The 17385-nt window shown below is 40.0% G+C and carries 19 protein-coding genes and 2 pseudogenes; 13 read left to right on the forward strand and 8 right to left on the reverse strand.

Features of this window, described 5'->3' with window-relative positions:
• Positions 1-39: 39 nt before the first annotated feature.
• The 5 genes from thrB to rimP are packed head-to-tail and all read left to right on the forward strand — an operon-like array spanning position 40 to position 4590.
• The gene (thrB, locus tag G6Q06_RS05220) at positions 40-930 is read left to right on the forward strand and encodes a homoserine kinase (RefSeq protein WP_163565924.1); all 891 of its coding nucleotides are present in this window, start codon (positions 40-42) and stop codon (positions 928-930) included.
• Positions 920-1183, forward strand: coding sequence for a DUF448 domain-containing protein (locus G6Q06_RS05225; RefSeq protein WP_163532903.1), 264 nt, complete (start codon positions 920-922; stop codon positions 1181-1183). Before thrB ends, G6Q06_RS05225 begins: the two co-directional genes overlap by 11 nt.
• Complete coding sequence (infB, locus tag G6Q06_RS05230) at positions 1176-3797, forward strand: translation initiation factor IF-2 (protein WP_163565925.1); 2622 nt, start codon at positions 1176-1178, stop codon at positions 3795-3797. The genes G6Q06_RS05225 and infB overlap by 8 nt, the downstream gene beginning before the upstream one ends.
• Positions 3797-4153 (forward strand): 30S ribosome-binding factor RbfA, encoded by a 357-nt coding sequence (gene rbfA / locus G6Q06_RS05235; protein WP_163532901.1) that lies wholly within the window; start codon positions 3797-3799, stop codon positions 4151-4153. The genes infB and rbfA overlap by 1 nt, the downstream gene beginning before the upstream one ends.
• Entirely contained in the window at positions 4135-4590 is a 456-nt protein-coding gene (gene rimP / locus G6Q06_RS05240) for a ribosome maturation factor RimP (RefSeq protein ID WP_163535054.1), read from the forward strand. The genes rbfA and rimP overlap by 19 nt, the downstream gene beginning before the upstream one ends.
• Before the next feature lie 3 nt (positions 4591-4593).
• Here rimP and G6Q06_RS05245 read toward each other — a convergent pair whose 3' ends face one another.
• The 3 genes from G6Q06_RS05245 to G6Q06_RS05255 all read right to left on the reverse strand — a co-directional run bounded on the left by G6Q06_RS05245 (position 4594) and on the right by G6Q06_RS05255 (position 6442).
• A complete protein-coding gene (locus tag G6Q06_RS05245; protein ID WP_163532899.1) occupies positions 4594-4791 on the reverse strand; it encodes a tautomerase family protein in 198 nt (65 codons plus the stop codon).
• A 90-nt stretch (positions 4792-4881) separates the two neighbouring features.
• Positions 4882-5088, reverse strand: a complete 207-nt coding sequence (locus G6Q06_RS05250; RefSeq protein ID WP_163532898.1) for a tautomerase family protein — start codon at positions 5086-5088, stop codon at positions 4882-4884.
• Between the two features lie 232 nt (positions 5089-5320).
• Positions 5321-6442, reverse strand: a complete 1122-nt coding sequence (locus G6Q06_RS05255; protein ID WP_163565926.1) for a restriction endonuclease subunit S — start codon at positions 6440-6442, stop codon at positions 5321-5323.
• A 156-nt stretch (positions 6443-6598) separates the two neighbouring features.
• Between G6Q06_RS05255 and G6Q06_RS05260 the strand changes: the two genes are divergently transcribed.
• The 8 genes and pseudogenes from G6Q06_RS05260 (at position 6599) to G6Q06_RS05295 (ending at position 13561) form a co-directional block, all read left to right on the forward strand.
• Positions 6599-7150 carry a YceI family protein gene (locus G6Q06_RS05260; protein WP_163565927.1) on the forward strand — a complete coding sequence of 184 codons (552 nt, stop codon included), beginning with the start codon at positions 6599-6601 and terminating at the stop codon, positions 7148-7150.
• A gap of 40 nt (positions 7151-7190) precedes the next feature.
• Complete coding sequence (locus G6Q06_RS05265) at positions 7191-8261, forward strand: DNA-methyltransferase (protein WP_163565928.1); 1071 nt, start codon at positions 7191-7193, stop codon at positions 8259-8261.
• A pseudogene (locus tag G6Q06_RS08795) lies at positions 8251-8733 on the forward strand (hypothetical protein). Before G6Q06_RS05265 ends, G6Q06_RS08795 begins: the two are co-directional and overlap by 11 nt.
• A gap of 211 nt (positions 8734-8944) precedes the next feature.
• Complete coding sequence (locus G6Q06_RS05275) at positions 8945-10615, forward strand: outer membrane beta-barrel protein (protein ID WP_163565929.1); 1671 nt, start codon at positions 8945-8947, stop codon at positions 10613-10615.
• 129 nt (positions 10616-10744) lie between these two features.
• Entirely contained in the window at positions 10745-11599 is an 855-nt protein-coding gene (locus G6Q06_RS05280; protein WP_163565930.1) for a menaquinone biosynthesis family protein, read from the forward strand.
• A gap of 9 nt (positions 11600-11608) precedes the next feature.
• The gene (locus G6Q06_RS05285; protein WP_163565931.1) at positions 11609-12523 is read left to right on the forward strand and encodes an alpha/beta fold hydrolase; all 915 of its coding nucleotides are present in this window, start codon (positions 11609-11611) and stop codon (positions 12521-12523) included.
• 201 nt (positions 12524-12724) lie between these two features.
• The gene (locus tag G6Q06_RS05290; protein WP_163565932.1) at positions 12725-13207 is read left to right on the forward strand and encodes a sel1 repeat family protein; all 483 of its coding nucleotides are present in this window, start codon (positions 12725-12727) and stop codon (positions 13205-13207) included.
• An 18-nt stretch (positions 13208-13225) separates the two neighbouring features.
• The gene (locus G6Q06_RS05295; protein WP_163532891.1) at positions 13226-13561 is read left to right on the forward strand and encodes an SEL1-like repeat protein; all 336 of its coding nucleotides are present in this window, start codon (positions 13226-13228) and stop codon (positions 13559-13561) included.
• A gap of 9 nt (positions 13562-13570) precedes the next feature.
• On the opposite strand, the gene G6Q06_RS05300 is transcribed toward G6Q06_RS05295, so the two are convergent.
• The 5 genes and pseudogenes from G6Q06_RS05300 to G6Q06_RS05315 all read right to left on the reverse strand — a co-directional run bounded on the left by G6Q06_RS05300 (position 13571) and on the right by G6Q06_RS05315 (position 17377).
• Positions 13571-13939, reverse strand: a complete 369-nt coding sequence (locus G6Q06_RS05300) for a hypothetical protein (protein ID WP_163532890.1) — start codon at positions 13937-13939, stop codon at positions 13571-13573.
• 59 nt (positions 13940-13998) lie between these two features.
• Positions 13999-14874, reverse strand: a complete 876-nt coding sequence (locus tag G6Q06_RS05305; RefSeq protein ID WP_205435898.1) for a DUF2156 domain-containing protein — start codon at positions 14872-14874, stop codon at positions 13999-14001.
• Positions 14864-15556: a chorismate mutase gene (locus tag G6Q06_RS08800; protein ID WP_430734578.1), complete on the reverse strand. Its 693-nt coding sequence runs from the start codon at positions 15554-15556 to the stop codon at positions 14864-14866. Before G6Q06_RS08800 ends, G6Q06_RS05305 begins: the two co-directional genes overlap by 11 nt.
• A gap of 3 nt (positions 15557-15559) precedes the next feature.
• Positions 15560-16789 (reverse strand): annotated as a pseudogene (lysA, locus tag G6Q06_RS08805) (diaminopimelate decarboxylase); the annotation flags it as partial.
• Between the two features lie 21 nt (positions 16790-16810).
• The gene (locus G6Q06_RS05315) at positions 16811-17377 is read right to left on the reverse strand and encodes a 2-oxoacid:acceptor oxidoreductase family protein (RefSeq protein ID WP_205426607.1); all 567 of its coding nucleotides are present in this window, start codon (positions 17375-17377) and stop codon (positions 16811-16813) included.
• Between the last annotated feature and the right edge of the window lie 8 nt (positions 17378-17385).

The following is a 17385-nucleotide window of genomic DNA, read 5'->3' on the forward strand; positions in this document are numbered from 1 at the left end:
AAAATTTAAGGTATAATGGCAGAAAACTTAGGATGTGGATTGGTTGTTAGCGTGCCTGCCACGAGTGCTAACTTGGGTCCGGGCTTTGATTGTTTAGGTTTGAGTTTGGATTTAAGAAACCGCTTTTCTGTATTGCCCTCTATCTATACAAGCATTAAAATACAAGGCGAGGGCGAGGGATTTTCTAAATTTTTGGTTGATAATATTTTCGTGAAACTTTTTAAAGAAGCCCTAAAAAAACAAGGAATCCAAGAAAACTTTGAATTTTCTTTTTATAATTCTATCCCCATTTCCAGAGGTCTTGGGAGCAGTTCAGCTATTATTGTGGGGGCTATGAGCGCTGTTAGTCATTATTTGCATGGGAGTTTGCATAGGGAGGAAATTTTAGACGCTAGCCTTGTGCATGAATCCCATCCAGATAATGTAACTCCCGCTGTATTTGGGGGTTTTAATGTCGCTGTTGTGGAAAGAACCTCTAATAAATTAAAAGCCCACCACCTCCGCACAGCTGTCCCTAATTATCTTAAAGCCGTTGTTGTGATCCCTGCTCATTCTATTTCTACTAAATTTGCCCGCCAAGCTTTGCCAAAACGCTACAGTAACATTGATGTGGTTTATAATTTATCCCGATCAAGTCTAATGGGAATGATTTTCATGCAAGAAAAATGGGAACTTTTGCGTTTAGCCTCTAAGGATAGATTGCATCAAGATAAACGCATGAAACTCTATCCGGTGCTTTATGGGGTGCAAAAGTTAGCTTTAGAAAATGGCGCGCTCATGAGTACGCTTTCAGGGAGTGGATCGTCTTTTTTTAACATGTGCTATACAGAAGATGCAGCCAAGTTACAAACAAAGCTACAAAAAAAGTATGGTAATTTTAGGGTTGTGGTTTTAGACTTTGATAATCAAGGAGTACAGGTTGAAGAGTGATGGCTTTTTTTCTAAGAATGCGGTACGCATGTGTGTGTGCTGTCGGGGCTCTTTTGCACAGGATAAACTCCTGCGCTTTAGCGTGCAAGAGGGGCGCATTGTGCCCTTTGCAGGGAGAGGCCGTAGTTTTTATGTGTGCCATGCATGTTTAAATGATAAAAATATACTCAAACAGGTATTAAGAGCCAAAAATATCCCTAGGGATAAAAAATATGTGCAAGCATGGCTAGAGGAGATCAGGACATATGAGTGAAATTACCTTAAAAGAATTTGCCTTAGAATTGGGCAGAACAGATACAAAAGCGGTGATTGAAGAGGCCAAACAAATGGGTTTAAACCTCAAGGCTAATTCTAAGCTAGATACAGAGATGGCAGGTAAACTTTATGATTTTATTATCAATAAAAACGCCCCTCGTGTATCCAAAGCCCCCACAAAGCAAGAAGAAAGCGCGGATCAAAAGCCCAAAGCTAAAACTAAGACCAAAGAGATAAAAGAACAGCCTTCTAAAGTCTCTCCTACTAAACCTACTCCTGCTGCCCCTGTTAAAAAGCGCAGTATTGAAGTTGTTAGTGTAGAAGAAAAGGAAAAAAACCCCCCTCAAGCTGCTAAGAGTACTCCAAGTAAGATTAACCCCACCCAAACTAAAGACACACCCATTAAAAAAACACCCTCTCCCTCTACTCCCACAACCAACCCTCTTTTAGGGCGTACCCGTGGTATCCGCATTGTTAAGCGCACCGATCAAGAGGAAGCAGCCCTCGCCCAAGAAGCCCTAAAAGCTACAACAAATGCAATTAAGCCTAAAGAGGAGCGCAAACCTAAGAAATCTACTAAACCCCCTAAAAATGTGGCTAAACCGGGGAGCAAACGGGGGGCACAAAAACTTGATTTTGCGCAGGATCGAAGTTTTCACGATCTCTATGAGGAAGAACAAGATGAGGTACTGCTATTTGATCTCCATGTTAAAGATGAGGAGGAGATTGAGGAGAGCGCTCCTAAACCTTTAAGCGATCGGGTTAAAATCCAACGCAAAAACCCTTGGATGAGTGAGGGGGGAATCCGCCGTTCAGCTAAGAAAAGACGAGTCTATCGCCCAGAAAATACCCCTAAAAGCGTGCAAAATAGCATCGTTGTGTCTGAGGAAGTGCGGGTGTATGAATTTGCTGAAAGCGCTAACCTCAACCTAGCTGATGTGATTAAAACCCTATTTAATCTAGGCATGATGGTTACTAAAAATGACTTTTTAGATCGCGATGCTATTGAAATTTTAGCCGAAGAATTTGGGCTAGAGGTAGCTATAGAGAGTGCGCAGGTTTTTACAGAAGAAGAGCAAACAGAGCAGGAGCAAGATTTAGCAGAGCGCGCCCCTGTAGTAACGATTATGGGGCATGTTGATCATGGCAAAACCTCTTTACTGGATAAAATCCGTAACCAAAGAGTAGCCGGAAGTGAAGCCGGAGGAATTACTCAGCACATTGGAGCTTACATGGTTACTAAGGGGGATAAGAAAATTGCCTTTATTGATACCCCCGGACACGAGGCTTTTAGTGCAATGCGCAAACGAGGGGCACAGGTTACTGACATCGCTATTATTGTGATTGCCGCAGACGATGGGGTTAAACCTCAAACCATAGAGGCCTTTAAACAGGCCAAAGAGGCGGGGGTGCAAATTATCGTAGCGATGAATAAAATAGATAAAGAAAACGCCAATGTAGATAAACTCAAGGCTGCGTGTGCGGAGTTAGGTTTTAATCCAAGAGATTGGGGCGGGGAGTATGAATTTATCCCTATCTCAGCTAAAACAGGAGAGGGGATAGACACGCTTTTAGAAACCATTTTGATTCAAGCAGAGATCATGGAGCTTAAAGCCGCGCCTAGTGCTAGTGCGCGGGCTGTGGTGCTTGAGGGGAGCGTGGAGAAAGGGCGCGGAGCGGTGGCTACTGTGATTGTGCAAAATGGAACGCTGAAAGTAGGCGATGCGGTGGTGGCCGATGTGGCCTTTGGCAAAGTGCGCACGATGACAGATGATCTAGGGCAAAATCTTAAAGCCCTTTTACCCTCTGAAATGGCGGTTATCACCGGGCTTAGCGAAGTGCCGGCTGCTGGATCGGTTTTAATGGCGGTGGATAGTGAAAACACGGCTCGATCTTTAGCCAACAAAAAAGCAACCTATCTACGCCAAAAAGCCCTTAGTAAGAGTACTAAAGTACACCTAGATGAGTTAGCGATGATGGTGGCTAATAAAGAGTTACAAAATATCCCTGTGGTGCTTAAAGCCGATACACAGGGTAGTTTAGAGGCGATCAAACAAAGTCTACTAGCCCTTAATAATGAGGAGGTGGGTATTCAGATTTTAAGCGCGGGCGTGGGAGGGATTAGCGAAAATGATCTCAGTTTAATAGCCAATAACGAACATGCCCTCGTGCTAGGTTTTAATATCCGCCCAACGGGCAATGTCCGCACTAAAGCTAAGGAGTTACGCGTAGAGATTAAAACCTATAGCGTGATTTATAGCCTACTAGATGATATGAAAGCACTTGTAAGCGGGCTTATGAGTCCGGTAATTGAGGAGGAGGATACAGGCCAAGCACAAGTACGCGAAACTTTTGTGATTCCTAAAGTGGGCACGGTGGCTGGGTGTATGGTCGTTGATGGGGTGATTAATAAGGGGATTAAAGTGCGTTTAATCCGCGAGGGCGTGGTGGTGCATGTGGGCAAAATTATCTCGCTTAAGCGTTTTAAAGACGATGCGCAGGAAGTAAGTAAGGGTTATGAGTGTGGGATTATGCTCGAGCACTTTAACGATGTGCAAGTAGGCGATGTTTTTGAAAGCTTTAGAGAAATTAAAAAGACAAGGGCGCTGTAATGAGTGTACATGCAAAAAGATTAGATGCAAGATTACTTGAATACCTGCAGGAGGCCTTAGGTACTCTAGATAATCCAGAATTAAGTAACCTCACCCTCACAGCGGTACACTGCTCTAGGGGCAAATACCACGCTGTGATTTATGTAGATGGCTCGTTTATAGATACAAAGCAAAGGGGCGTATTACTCAAGGCGCTTAAAAAAGCGACACCAATACTTCGCGCCCATGTTTTACAGGTGAGTGGGTGGTTTAAATGCCCGCAATTAGCCTTTGAATTTGACACCCAGTTAGAACAAGCACAAAGACTAGACGATCTTTTTGCCCGCATAGGTTCACAATGGACAACACAGAACTAGAAAATCTCTTAGAGACAACGCTTAAGGGTATGGGTTGTGCGCTCTATGATGTGGCTTTTTTAAAGGAGAATAAAAGAGATATTTTGCGTATCAGCATTAAGGCGCTAGAAGGCCCTACAAGTTTAGACATCTGTGAGGAGGCGAGTTTGCTCATCTCTCCTCTTTTAGATGTGCACGCCCCCTTTAAAAATGCCTATACGCTAGAGGTTAGTTCTATAGGATTAGAGCGCAGTTTGAGTAAACTCAAGCATTTTAAACTCTCCATTGGGGATTTAGTGGAGTGTAAAACTATAGAAAATACCCGCTTAAAAGGTGTGATACAGGCTGTAAACGGCTCTAGTATTTTATTGCAGTGTGCAGAAGGGCTAGAAGATCTGCCCTTTGAAAACATTAAGAAAGCCAAAACGATCTTTGAATTTAATACAGCAAAACCTTAAGATTTACTTAAGCTCTGTAACGCTTTGGCCTCCAATGCCCCAGTCATCTGTATCAACCTCCTCAATAATCACCACGGTTCTTGCTCTCTTTTTACCAAGTACATTAACTAACAAATCCGTATACCCTTCAATTAAAGCTTTTTTATTCTCTACACTCAGAGGGGTAGACTCGCGTGTAAGCTTAATATTGACAAGAGGCATGCTCGCTCCTTAAAAATGATATGAAGATTCTAACACAGAAAACCCACTAAAAAAGCCAAAAATTTTTACATTAAACATAATCAGGAAGTCTTAAGATTTTTTCCTAACCTCTGTAATGCTTTCGCCTCCAAAACCATAACTATCTGGATCGATCTCTTCAACAATCACAAAAGTTCTTGCCTTTGGTTTTCCAAGAATATTAACCAACAAATCCGTAGCCCCTTCAATTAAAGCCTTTTTTTCCTTAGCATTAAGAGGAGTGGCTTCTTTAGCAACTTTAATATTAACAAGAGGCATGTTTACTCCTTAAATGATGTGTAGGGATTTATACTAGCATAGAAATTTCTACATTAACTAAACTCAGTTAAAACAGATTTTACAAAAGAGATTAAAAGAAACGCGCGTTTAGAGTTCGCTGTATTTTCAGTGATAAACCTCTTAGCAATGTTTTAAAATTTTTAACCACACTCTCATTTAAGTGGAGTTAAACACCTTTTAAATAAAGGTTAAACACCCCTTAAATTTAAGTTTATTGATCTATTACCCGCGTATAACTCTCTAATTTTTCCTCCCATAGCTCTTTAACTTTTTCTATCCGTTGTTTTTCTAAGGCTTTGATAAAGTGTTTTATCAGATCAAAGGCGATTGTGCCATTTTTGCTGATAGGTAGGGGGCAAATTTCTTCTTTTAAGGCTCTTTGCGATCGCTTGTGGGCATAAGAATAACCATAACACAGACTTAAGCGGTTTAAGGCTGTTACAAAATACAGCGCAATATAGCGGTTAAAAGGATTAAACTTAGGGCGCAAAATTTCTACATGATCGCTGGCACTAAAATTTTTGGCTTGATAAAAGCAAGTGCCCAGCACGGCACTATCAATGGTTAAACAATTTCCTTTTTCTGTCCAAAAGTTATAATATCCTGCAATGCCATTATTGGTAGCTTGGGTAGTTATATAGGGATAGTCGCCTTTTCCATATTTTTCTAATTGTAATTTGGGAGTAGTTTTACTCCCGCTAATTTCAAACAACTCCCCTACCCTAAACTCCCTCCACTCTAAGCGCTTAGAAGTAAGATTATTCCCATCTTCTTCTTCTTTTGTTAAAGTGGTGTTTTCTAATCCGGTTACTTTGAGATACGCCTGGATTTCTCTCAGGCGCTCCGCCTGGATTTCTCTAATAAAGACTTCCATAGCTTTAAAGGCAATCTCTCCGGTTGGGAGGTGGGGTAACATGACTTCAAGGTGTTTAATTTTACTCCATGTTGCCATATTGCCAAAAGAAAATATCCGCTTAAGGTGTTTCATAATCCCTACAAAAAACAAGCCCAATTCTCTTGTTAGTACTCCTCTGAGAAAATGTAAACACATAACCCTCGCATGAGTAACCATCTTATACTCACAACTCCGATAAAATACATTCCCAAACATATCGCAAGTCAGCGTGTTTTTGGGTAGAATTTTGGCCTTGATATTTGTTTTACCAATAACCCCATAATTTTCAACTCCTGCACTAACAACAAAATGTCCTTCGTTGTTCAAGTGTCTTTTCTGTATATCAAAATCTCCATTCTCCGGCTCAAACAAATCCCCCACTCTCACCTTTTTCCAATTAAGAGCCTGTAATGCCTCCCAACTGCTTAAAATACCCATGCTTACCCTTGTGTTTTAGAAAATATTAAAGACGCTCCACATTTTAACACCACTTGCTTAGACGTGATAAGAATACAGATACGCTGATTACAATTTTAGCCAACATTCAAGCTTGTTTACTTATCATTCCCCCTTAACTCTAAGAAAAGGATTTGCATGCGTTTTTCATTAATTAGTCTTGTTTTAGCCGGATTTTTAAGTGCCGCAACTTATAGCGTAGATGTGAGCCATTCTAATGCTGGGTTTGAGGTTAGGCATATGTTGGTGGCTAAAGTAGAGGGGAATTTTTCAAATTTTAGCGGGAAAGCAGAAATTGAAAAAGGCAAACTCAAGGCTTTAGAGGGGGTGGTGCAGATTAAAAGCATTTCTACAAAAGATAATGACCGGGATACCCGTTTACGATCATCTGATTTTTTTGATGCTACCCGTTTCCCACAAGGCACTTTAAAGGCGATTTCTATCCAGCAAAAAAGCGGGGGTATTTTACAGATACAGGCTAAGCTTAAATTAAAAGATGTAGAAAAAACCATCACTTTAAAGGGTAAAATTGTTGGGCCCGGTAAAAATCTGATGGATTCTAAAGAAATTTACGGGTTAGAGTTACAGGGGAGTATTAATAGAAAAGATTTTGGGATTGGAAAAGATATAGCAGAAAGCATGGTAGGTAATGAGATTTTACTACGCATTAATTTAGAAGTGGAGTTATAGCCCTCCACAAAGCTACAATTGCCTATTTTGAGGAGAGTTTTTGCAAATTAACACCATTTTACAGGGTAATTGTTTAGATATTTTAAAAGATTTGCCAAGCCAGAGTGTAGATTTTATTTTTGCAGACCCGCCCTATTTTATGCAAACACAGGGCGAGCTTTTGCGTGTAGGTGGGGCTAGATTTGAAGGAGTGCAAGAGGATTGGGATCAATTTAAGAACTTTGCCCATTATGATGATTTTTCTTATCTCTGGCTTACTCAATGCCAACGGCTCTTAAAAAATAGGGGAAGTATTTGTGTGATTGGATCGTTTCAAAATATCTACCGCTTGGGCTATTTAATGCAAAATTTAGGCTTTTGGATCATTAATGACATCATTTGGCATAAAACTAACCCCGTGCCTAATTTTACAGGAAGCAGGCTTTGTAATGCCCATGAAATTATTTTATGGTGTGCTAAAGATAAAAAAGCCTCTTTTACCTTTAATTATAAAACTTTAAAGTCTTTAAACCAGAATAAGCAAGAAAAATCGGTGTGGGCTATTCCAATATGTACAGGGAGTGAACGGCTGAAAAACCAAGAGGGCAATAAATTACACCCCACCCAAAAACCTGAAAAACTCTTAGAAAAACTCATTTTAATGGCAACAAAACCCCATGATCTCATCTTAGATCCCTTTTTTGGCACGGGAACTACAGGGGCTATGGCTAAAAAGTTAGGCCGTTCTTTTTTAGGCATTGAAAAAAATGAAATTTATATTAAAGCCGCACAAAAAAGAATAGAAAAGATAACGATTAGTCAAGATGCAATGGCTTATTTAGAATTAGAGAAAAAGCCCCCTAAGGTGTCTATGAAAGTCTTAATAGATACAGGGCATTTAACAATTGGGGATAAGTTATATTCTCCAGACTACCAAGAAAAATGCCAAGTTTTAGCAAATGGGAAAGTTTGTGATGCAAGTGGACAGGTGTTATCTATTCATAAAATGAGCGCTAAGATTTTAAACAAGATTAATCATAACGGCTGGGATTATTTTTATATCAAAGATGGCATGCAATTTATCCCTTTAAACCAGTTGCGCTATTGTTATCACAAAATAGATGCAAGATAAAATCCAAAGCTTGATTTATTCTAGTGTTTTAGAAATCCTACATAACGCCCATTTAAAAATACCTAAACTGCAATATATAAAAATAAAATCCATTTTATCCCGACAAAATATCGTGTTCTAGGTGGGCTTTTGCAGAGCATGAATATCCAGTTTGGAAATTTCATATTTATCAAGGATTAATGATAAACTAATTGATTCTTACATCACAGAGTGAGGAAAGTATGCCAATCTTAAAAATGCTTTTGATAACCTGTGTGTACAAATCTTTAAAAATAGCAAAGAAGCTAGCGATTTTATCTATCTTACCCACGATATTGATTTGCTTTTTAGAGAAAAGAGAAAGATTTTTATCCACAAGTTACACAGATTTAGAGGATTATTTATCTTATTTTTGCGATGATCCTAGAAATCTTAAGATTTTGATAAGCTATTTCAAACATTAACCCTTTCCTCCCCAAACCCTCAGTTTTAACCTAAAAAACAAGTCTATAAAGTTATTTTTTAGAAAACGCGCACCAATGGGATTTTTTTAACGATCATATGGATTTTAAGATAACATTAAGATAACATTAAGATAACATTAAGATAACATTAAGATAACATTAAGATAACATTAAGATAACATTAAGATAACATTAAGATAACATTAAGCAAAATACTATTCTTACTTATAAAGGAGCTCCATGCGAAAAAATAATCAAAAATTAGGCTTTCAGTGTAGTTTGGTGCTATGCGCCTCTTTGTCTTCTCTGTGTGCAGATGTGAGAAATGGGTTTTATCTTGAAGGAAGTGCGGGAGCACAAAACATGGCGGTTGCCTCTCAAACCCCTAGCCCTCCAGTTATGATTCATAGCACAAGCCTACAAAATAATATCAAAGCACACCTCCAAGAATTAATTGCTAAACTCACCAGCCTAAATAGCACAGCAGCCCAAGTTGGCACAACAAAAAATGTTTCAGAGATTAGCGGCCCTATTGATGCGAAAACCACTTTAGAAGAAATAAAAACCCTAGAGAGTCAAATTGCTAATGAAATTAGCTTACTACAAAAGTTAATCGCCTCTTCACAAGATTCGCAGGATAAATCCTCTAATCAGCAGATTTTATCAGCTTACCAGCAGGTTTTAGAAAGTCTAAAAAGTGTAGATAGCTCTTTAGAATCACAAATTGAGCAATACAATAGCAAGCTTTCTACAGAGAAAAGCGCGTATAACACGGCTCAGTCAACCATAAGTAAATTAAAAGAGGATACGAGCTCTTGTATTGGTGTCTCTAAATGTAACGCCGGAGAGACACCTCAAACTTCACAACTCAAGCAAGATATTACAACGCTAATTACCACTTCTTATAACATTCTTAACAACGATATTAAAAATTTCCTTAGTAATCCAGCAAGTGCGCTTGTGATTTCACAAGATCAATATAGTAAGGCTATTTCAGATGCAGATAATGAGGTTAAAACATGCAATTTAAAGAGCAGTTCTGGTATTAGCTCATGCTTTACTACTTTACGCGGTGAGATGTTTAACGGTAAAACGCCTAGTGGTATTTCTGTTGCACAACTTGCAGAGATTTATGAGTGGTTTAGTAAAGTTGGTAGTCAGCTTTTGGCAAGTAATAACACAAGCCAAGAGCTCGAATTGCTTAAGATCTATAACGATTCTATCGGGATTGCCACTATTACCTCTCCTAGTAGCTACGGCCTAAAAAATGTAACTCCCCCAACCTTAGGTTTAACTTATCATACTCAAGCTAGCACAATTACTTCCGATCAAACTAAAGCAAACCAACAGCATAACCTCACACCTATGCAGGCTTTAATCAGTCTTGCGCCTCTAAGTAATACCATTAATAGTCTTTCACGCCCTTTTGGTAATGTTAATTGGAATGCTAGCATAGGCGTTGGATACCAGTATTTCTTTAGCCGCCATTTTGGTTTTGATGCCTATATCAACACAACATATAACTATCTAAACAGCCCGCTTTTAAAACGGCTAGATAATTTTAAAGCATTGCAGGGGGTTTCATGGGGAATTGGAGCAGATTTAATTTATGATATGCTTGTTGCTAAAGGACAACAAAAATGGTTTGCAGGTTTATTTGCCGGAATTGCTGGGGTGGGCAATTATTATTATTTAGACATGAAAGAGACCCCCTTAGCGCGCACACGAGGGTATAATGTGCTTTTTAATTGGGGGTTGCGTTTCCAACGATCGCATAATATCTTTAAAATCGGGGTCAAAAACCCTCTCATCACCCGCAATTTATCCATGCAAGCTAATACCACAAAAGTGATCTTAAACAAAACAGCAAAAAGCGCTAATATCTATATTTCGTATGCCTATCTCTTTTAAGTTTTAGTTTGTTTCTAGCCTAATTTATGGGCTAGCGCTGGCAATGCTTTTTAAATTTAGCTTTGTAGTCTTTAAGTGGGCGATCTTTTAATAAAATAAGCTAGAATGTTTGAAAAGCAGGAGTTTTAAATGCTTAGCATTGCCCATAGCCCAGATGCAGATGATGTTTTTATGTTTTATGCCCTAGCATTTGGCTGGGTTGACTTCCCTAAACCCTTCACTCACCACGCCCTAGACATTCAAACTCTCAATACAGAGGCACTTAAAGGCACGCATGCTATTAGTGCAGTGAGCTTTGCCCTCTATCCGCTAATTAAAGATCAATACGCTCTTTTAGAGTGTGCCACTAGCTTTGGAGAGGGCTATGGGCCTAAGCTAGTGCGCCTTAAAAACAAACCCCTAAAAAAGAATTTTAAAGTGGCTTTGAGCGGGCGTTATACCACTAATGCCATGCTCTTTAGACTTTATTACCCACAAGCGCGTATCGTGTATAAAAACTTTTTAGAGATTGAACAGGCGGTGCTTAACTCAGAGGTAGATGCGGGGGTTTTAATCCATGAAAGTATTTTAGATTTCCATGCAGATTTAGTAGTAGAAAAAGAAATGTGGGAGATCTGGTGCGCGCTAAGTGATTCTACCTTGCCTTTGCCGCTTGGTTGTATGATCTTGCGCCGGTCTATTCCGCTTTTACAGGCAATTTTGATGCAAGAGGCTTTAAGCAAGGCGATAAAAATCGCCCTTAAGCACCAAAATTTACTTTCACAAATGCTTTTAGAGCGGCATTTATTGCGGGTAGAAAAGGATCAATTAAACACCTATTTAAAGATGTATGCCAATGAAAGCGCTTGTTCACTAAGCCCTAGACAACAAGCAGGCATTGATAAACTCTTTGAAATAGGCTTTAAACACGGGTTATATAGCGAATTTATTAGCTGTGCTGATCACTGTATCCCCACAGATTATAAACATTTGCGTTTGTCTTGAAGGAAAAGCATGCAAATATTCAAGAATCAACGCATTAGTAGTACAAACCCTTCTTATCTGGAATTGTATTTTGATTATTACAAACCCAAAAAGCCTAAGGGTGTGGTGATTCAAATTGCTACGGGTATGGTTGAACACAAAAGGCATTATATTTGGCTGGCCACTGAATTATGCCAGCATGGCTATAGTGTGTTTATCTACGATCATAGAGGGCATGGTTTAAGTGTACTTGAACATGGGAGTGAAATTTATTGGGGGGAGATGGGGGTGGATGGCTTTGAGCAAGCAGCAAAAGACATGGCAAAATTAGCAAGCCATATTCAAAGTATCTGCAAAGGTTATAAACATGTTTTATTAGGCCATAGCATGGGCTCATTGCTGGCTAGACGATTCATACAACACAATTACCACCCTATCCATGCGCTTGTATTAGCCGGTACTCCTGCGCCCTTTTTAGGATTAGGTTTATGTGCATGGGCTCTTAAAATTTTAAGGGCATTAAACATTTCTTTTAAATGGGATATTAATACGCTATTTCATCTGCACCCCCGCGTGCGGGCTATGGGAGGCTCTTGGATTAGCCGTAATGTCCAAACCCTAAGAATTATGCGCAGCGATCCAGCATGCCACTTTTACTTTAGCACCAATAGTTTTACTTGCCTAGTAGAGGGTGCTTATAAAGTGTTTTATACCCATGCTTATGGGCCTAAAGATGTGCCTATTCTTTTAGTTAGCGGGCTAGATGATTTATGTGGGAATTTTGGGGTGGGGGTGATTAAGGCTAGAGAATGTTTAAAAAAGCAGGGTTTTACAGATGTTAGCCTGCGCCTCTTTGATCGCGATCGGCATAAAATTTTAGATGAACCGGATAGAAAAGAAGTATTAGCATCTATTCTAGCTTGGCTTAAGTGCAAGGGGCTTTAAGATTGGATTAGAATGAGCGGTTATTATCCCCCGCTAAAGCCCGCAAGCTTAGCAAAACGATTAAGACGACTGCTAAAGGTTTTATGCTACAATTGCCAGAGTAAGGGCTCATCTTGGAGTAGAGGCGCTAGACCGGTTTAGCTACCAGAGATGATCCTCTCAATCCGCTAGTTCTATGGGGAGTATATCAAAAGGATATGCATGGGTCTAGGTGATTTAAATTTAAGTGATGCGGCTCTTTTAGAGATGTTTAATACTTATAATGGGTGTGGGAAACGGCATACAAAAGGGCATGTCTTTTCCCCGCATAATGTGCAAGACTACCTTAAGGCTTTTTCCTTGTATAAACAAATTATCTTAGGGGATTGGCGTAACGGGCAGGTTTTTTACCGCTTAGCGCAGATGTATGAAAGAGGGCAGGGGGTGGCTCAAGATGAACAAAAGGCTTTATCTTGTTATGAGGGGATCATTCAAGTGGCTTTTAAAACCCAGTGGATTTATATCCATGCGCTTAATAAATTAATTGGGGCTTATGAAATGGGAAATGGGGTGGCTAGAGATGTACAAAAAGTGTTGTATTATCAAAATAAACTCAAAGAGGCTAAGTTAGAAGTTACTAAAGCTTATTTGCACCTTTATCTGAAAAAAACCCTCTCTAAAACAGGGAGAAAACTTTCTCTTTAAACTAAAATAAGGATGGCCATGTTAGAGAATTTACCTAATTTACCCGTTCAACTAAGCGATGATGCTTTGCTAGATTTATTCAACCAGTACAACGGCGATCAACAAGGCGCGCCCCATATGGTGCAAGCTTATTTGCAAGCCTTTGCTTACTTCCGTTGCATTGCTCTTAATGAAAACGACTTTGGCTATGAATTTTACGCTTTAGGGGAAATGTATGAAACAGGACTAGGCGTACCCCTAGATTTAGAGAAGGCTAAGAATCTCTATACAGAGGCAATTAAGCGCTACCAGACCTATGAAGGTGATAGCAAAAAACACACAGAAGCTATACAGATTTTAGAAAAATGGCTCTAAACTTCCGCGTTAAATGTCCATATCAAAACCAGAATCAGACCTTGTATTATAATGGCGCCAAGGCTTATTAGTTACACGAGAAGAATCATCGCCTTTGATTTGGCGGTTATGGCTTTGCCTGTGGGTGTTGAGTGGGTTATGGTAGGAATTACAAGAATGGGCTTTATAAGTGTGTGTCTCGCCTAGATGGGTAGATAATGCCCCCCCTGCAAGAGGTAAACGGACTTTAACAGGCTCTTTGGAAAGCCGTTGCAATACAGATGCCCGTGGCACATTCTTTGCTTTTGGAAGAACAGAGATTTCAACCCCAAAAGGGGCAACTGCGTCTTGGAATTTTTGGAAGTCTTCTTGTTTTAGATGATAAACTAGTAAATCCATGTTTAACTCCTTATTTGAGTTAGCCCTATCCTACTCTTTTAAAAACAACCAACGGGCAATCAGTGTTTTAAGGCGTGGTATTTTTCTAATAAAAATAAGGGATGATAGCCCATTTTTGCCTGCCTCAGGCCTTCAATGCCTAAATCCTCCTCGCGGTTTACCAACTCACAATCTGCAAAGGCATTTTTGAGTAGTTGTTGGTTAATCATCTGATAAGCCCCGCGTATTTCTGGGTCTGCCTTTTCAATGTGAATCACCGCTACTTTTTCTTGGATTTTCTCCCCAAAACTAAAGCTTACCACGCGCTCCTCTAAAAAAATCACCCCCCCCTGCAAATGTAATTGCTCATAAACAGCTAAAACCTCTAAAATCCCTTGATATTCATATTCTAACCCCATATCATTAGGATTATCTAGAGCATGCCAACTTTGCAAAGCCTCTTGAACTTTAGAGATATTGCTGACCAAAAGGGGCTTGTAGGTAAAATGTGGGTAGCTTTTTAAAAAGGCGTTGAGGTGGTTTTTCTTTTTATGAAATTTCTTACCCTGCAGGCTAATAAGCTCTGATACGCTGTAGATATAATCAAAGCGATCGCGCTGTGCTTGAAAACCAAAAACCCCGGGAAAAAAGCTTTCTAATTCCTGCTTGTGTTTCTCTTGTAAAGCCCGTATCTCTAGCGCCTCCTCTGTATGGAGTAGCTCCTCAAGCACTGCCCTTTTATCGCCCGCTCCAATTGGGTAGAAATAAAAGGGTTTTTCTTGGGGATATTGCGTGCGAATCAGCAAACAACCATGCGCCATGCAAAGGCTAATTTCTCGAGCCAAGCGCCACAAATAAAGATTGGTAAAATTCACATCGGCAATTAAAAAATCATCTTGCTTTAAAAAGGCATCTACTACGCTTTTATCCTCTAAGCAAATGGGTTTAAAGTGCAAGTTCTCTCCGTGTACTAGAATAATTACCCAGTAAAATAGGCGCGGGTGTGGGCAATTTATGCAAAGCTAAAGCGTTTATCTCTACTAAAACCCCCTCTTTTGTGGCTAGAAATTCAAAAACCTCTAAAGTCTTTAAAAAGGGCTGGATTTGCTCTTCTTGGCTAGCAAACCATAGCGCGCACCGGCTAGAATCAGAAGAAGGATTAGAAAAATCCCCTCTTCCAAGTACAAAATACCAGCGCTGGTTTAAAATAAAGCTATGCACAATTTTAAGGCGCTGGTAAATCAACTCTGTAACAAGTTTTGCTAAATTCTCTTTTTCTAACGCATAAAAACCAAAATCCACCCTGCGCGCTTCTATAGTTTTAAAAAGCTCCTCCGGATTTAACTTTAAAACTTGAGCGCGCCTGCCAAAAACCATGCGCGCATCATCTACAAGCCCGCTTAAGCCTATTTTTTCTACGCTAACAAGGCTTCTGGAAACCCCTAAAATTTCAGTATAAATACTCTCTAAATCCTTACCCACCTGATTAAAAATTGCATTTTCGCGCACGGGGTTATAAATGCTCATACCCTGTTTATGCTTTTGCTTGGCAATTTGGTAAGTGCAAGCAAAGCGAGCATGCAAAAGCGCGCTAATTTTACGATCTAAACTATCAATATAAACACGCTGTTTAGTAATCTCACCCCCCTCTAAAGCGCCTAACTCATGTAAGATTAAATCTAAAAAATCCTCCCGTTCTCTTAAAACTGCAATACCCTCCTTTGTGATTCCTAGCTCTAAAATTTGCGGGCGGCTATTATAACGGCTAGCCATGCTTGATCCATAGGCCCCCGCTTGATAAAAAGCAATTAAATCCCCTTCTTGCATTTCTGGTAAAAGCATTGATTTAGCAAAACAATCCGCGCTCTCACACACAGGCCCTACGATGTCATAGGTTTTTTGTGTGGAAGTTTGCTCTTTAAGCACCTTGATAGGGTGGCTGGCTTGATAAAGTGCGGGGCGCAAAAAATCATTCATGCCTGCATCTACAATAGCAAAGCATTTATGCGCTCTGTGTTTGATATATTGCACGCGCGTGATTAAAACCCCATTAGGGGCTATAATGCGCCGACCCGGCTCACAAATGGTAGTACAATCTAGCCCCTTAAAAGCCTGTTTGATTGCCTCACTATAATCATTAAGGGCGATAGTTGTTTGATCTTGCTCTTGGCTATAATCCACCCCAAGCCCCCCGCCTACATCTAAAAACTTTAAATCTATGCCGCTAGCGATCAAAAAACGCGCCAAATCTGCTAGTTTCCTACATGCCTCTTTAAGGGGTTCTAAATTATTAAGTTGCGATCCAATGTGGCAATGTAAACCTACAGGTTCTAAAAAGGGGGATTGTTTGGCAAACATAAACATCTGCACCGCCTCTTTCTCCTCTACCCCAAATTTATTTTCAAAAAGGCCGGTAGAGATGTAGGGGTGGGTGATGGCATCAATATTGGGGTTAAGCCGCACAGAAATACGGGCGGGGGTTTTTTGCTTGGAGGCAATTTGTTCGATTCGTTTGAGTTCTGCAAAAGATTCTACATTTAAAAATAAAATCTTAAGCCGTAGGGCTTCTTTAATCTCCTCCTCTAATTTACCCGCCCCACTAAAAATAATCTTGTAGGCTGGAATACCGGCTAAAAGCGCTCTTTGTACTTCATAAAGAGACACACAATCCGCTCCCGCTCCCTCTTTTGCTAGAGTTTGTAAAATTTTCAGATTAGAATTAGCCTTAAGGGCATAGCAGATTAAAGATTTATGCCCTTTAAAAGCCTCTTTAAAGTCTAAAAATGCCTGTGTTACCCCTTGCAAATCGTAAAGATAAAAAGGGGTTTTGTGCTCAGAGGCTGCCTTTAAAAGGCTTGCCGAATCTAACATGGACTAAAAAATTTTCATGGATTAAGAAATTTTTCTGTCTTCTAAAACTTTATGGGCGTGGGCTTCCCCAATTTCAAAGGCTTTTTTGTTAAGCTCCACCACCTTAGCTGGTACTTTAGAGATCATGGTTTTAATCACATCTTCGCGATCAACACACTGGGTTAAAACCACAGTGATAGCCAGAGCCACCACAGACTGGGTGATGATATTGCCCACTTCCTCTTTAGCAATGGTGATAATGGGGATTTTATAAAGCTTAAATTTAGCCTCATCTTCTGGGGTGGGGCTGACTAAGTGTGGATCAACTACCACAATCCCCCCCTCTTTCACATCGCCTTTAAAAATCTGATAACTGCTTTGTGCCACTGAGAGCATAAAATCAATCTCACCCTCTCTAGCGTAAGGGTAAATGATCTCTTTATTATCTAAAATGATGTCTACCTTAGTAGGCCCTCCGCGTACTTGGCTGGTGTAGGTGGAGGTTTTAGTGCCAAAACCTCCGGCTTCAATTTTAGCCTCTGCTAAAATTTCTCCTGCTAAAAGCACCCCTTGACCCCCTACACCGGTAAAACGCAATTGTGTTTCCATGCTCACTC

The sequence above is a fragment of the Helicobacter suis genome (genome assembly GCF_902196135.1).
In the GTDB taxonomy this organism is placed as follows: Bacteria; Campylobacterota; Campylobacteria; order Campylobacterales; family Helicobacteraceae; genus Helicobacter; species Helicobacter suis_A.

Coding starts and splice junctions, on each gene's coding strand:
- infB (WP_163565925.1), top strand. CDS start 1,176: ATGAGTGAAATTACCTTAAAAGAATTTGCCTTAGAATTGGGCAGAACA.
- rbfA (WP_163532901.1), top strand. CDS start 3,797: ATGAGTGTACATGCAAAAAGATTAGATGCAAGATTACTTGAATACCTG.
- rimP (WP_163535054.1), top strand. CDS start 4,135: ATGGACAACACAGAACTAGAAAATCTCTTAGAGACAACGCTTAAGGGT.
- G6Q06_RS05245 (WP_163532899.1), bottom strand. CDS start 4,791: ATGCCTCTTGTCAATATTAAGCTTACACGCGAGTCTACCCCTCTGAGT.
- G6Q06_RS05250 (WP_163532898.1), bottom strand. CDS start 5,088: ATGCCTCTTGTTAATATTAAAGTTGCTAAAGAAGCCACTCCTCTTAAT.
- G6Q06_RS05255 (WP_163565926.1), bottom strand. CDS start 6,442: ATGGGTATTTTAAGCAGTTGGGAGGCATTACAGGCTCTTAATTGGAAA.
- G6Q06_RS05260 (WP_163565927.1), top strand. CDS start 6,599: ATGCGTTTTTCATTAATTAGTCTTGTTTTAGCCGGATTTTTAAGTGCC.
- G6Q06_RS05275 (WP_163565929.1), top strand. CDS start 8,945: ATGCGAAAAAATAATCAAAAATTAGGCTTTCAGTGTAGTTTGGTGCTA.
- G6Q06_RS05280 (WP_163565930.1), top strand. CDS start 10,745: ATGCTTAGCATTGCCCATAGCCCAGATGCAGATGATGTTTTTATGTTT.
- G6Q06_RS05285 (WP_163565931.1), top strand. CDS start 11,609: ATGCAAATATTCAAGAATCAACGCATTAGTAGTACAAACCCTTCTTAT.
- G6Q06_RS05290 (WP_163565932.1), top strand. CDS start 12,725: ATGGGTCTAGGTGATTTAAATTTAAGTGATGCGGCTCTTTTAGAGATG.
- G6Q06_RS05295 (WP_163532891.1), top strand. CDS start 13,226: ATGTTAGAGAATTTACCTAATTTACCCGTTCAACTAAGCGATGATGCT.
- G6Q06_RS05300 (WP_163532890.1), bottom strand. CDS start 13,939: ATGGATTTACTAGTTTATCATCTAAAACAAGAAGACTTCCAAAAATTC.
- G6Q06_RS05315 (WP_205426607.1), bottom strand. CDS start 17,377: ATGGAAACACAATTGCGTTTTACCGGTGTAGGGGGTCAAGGGGTGCTT.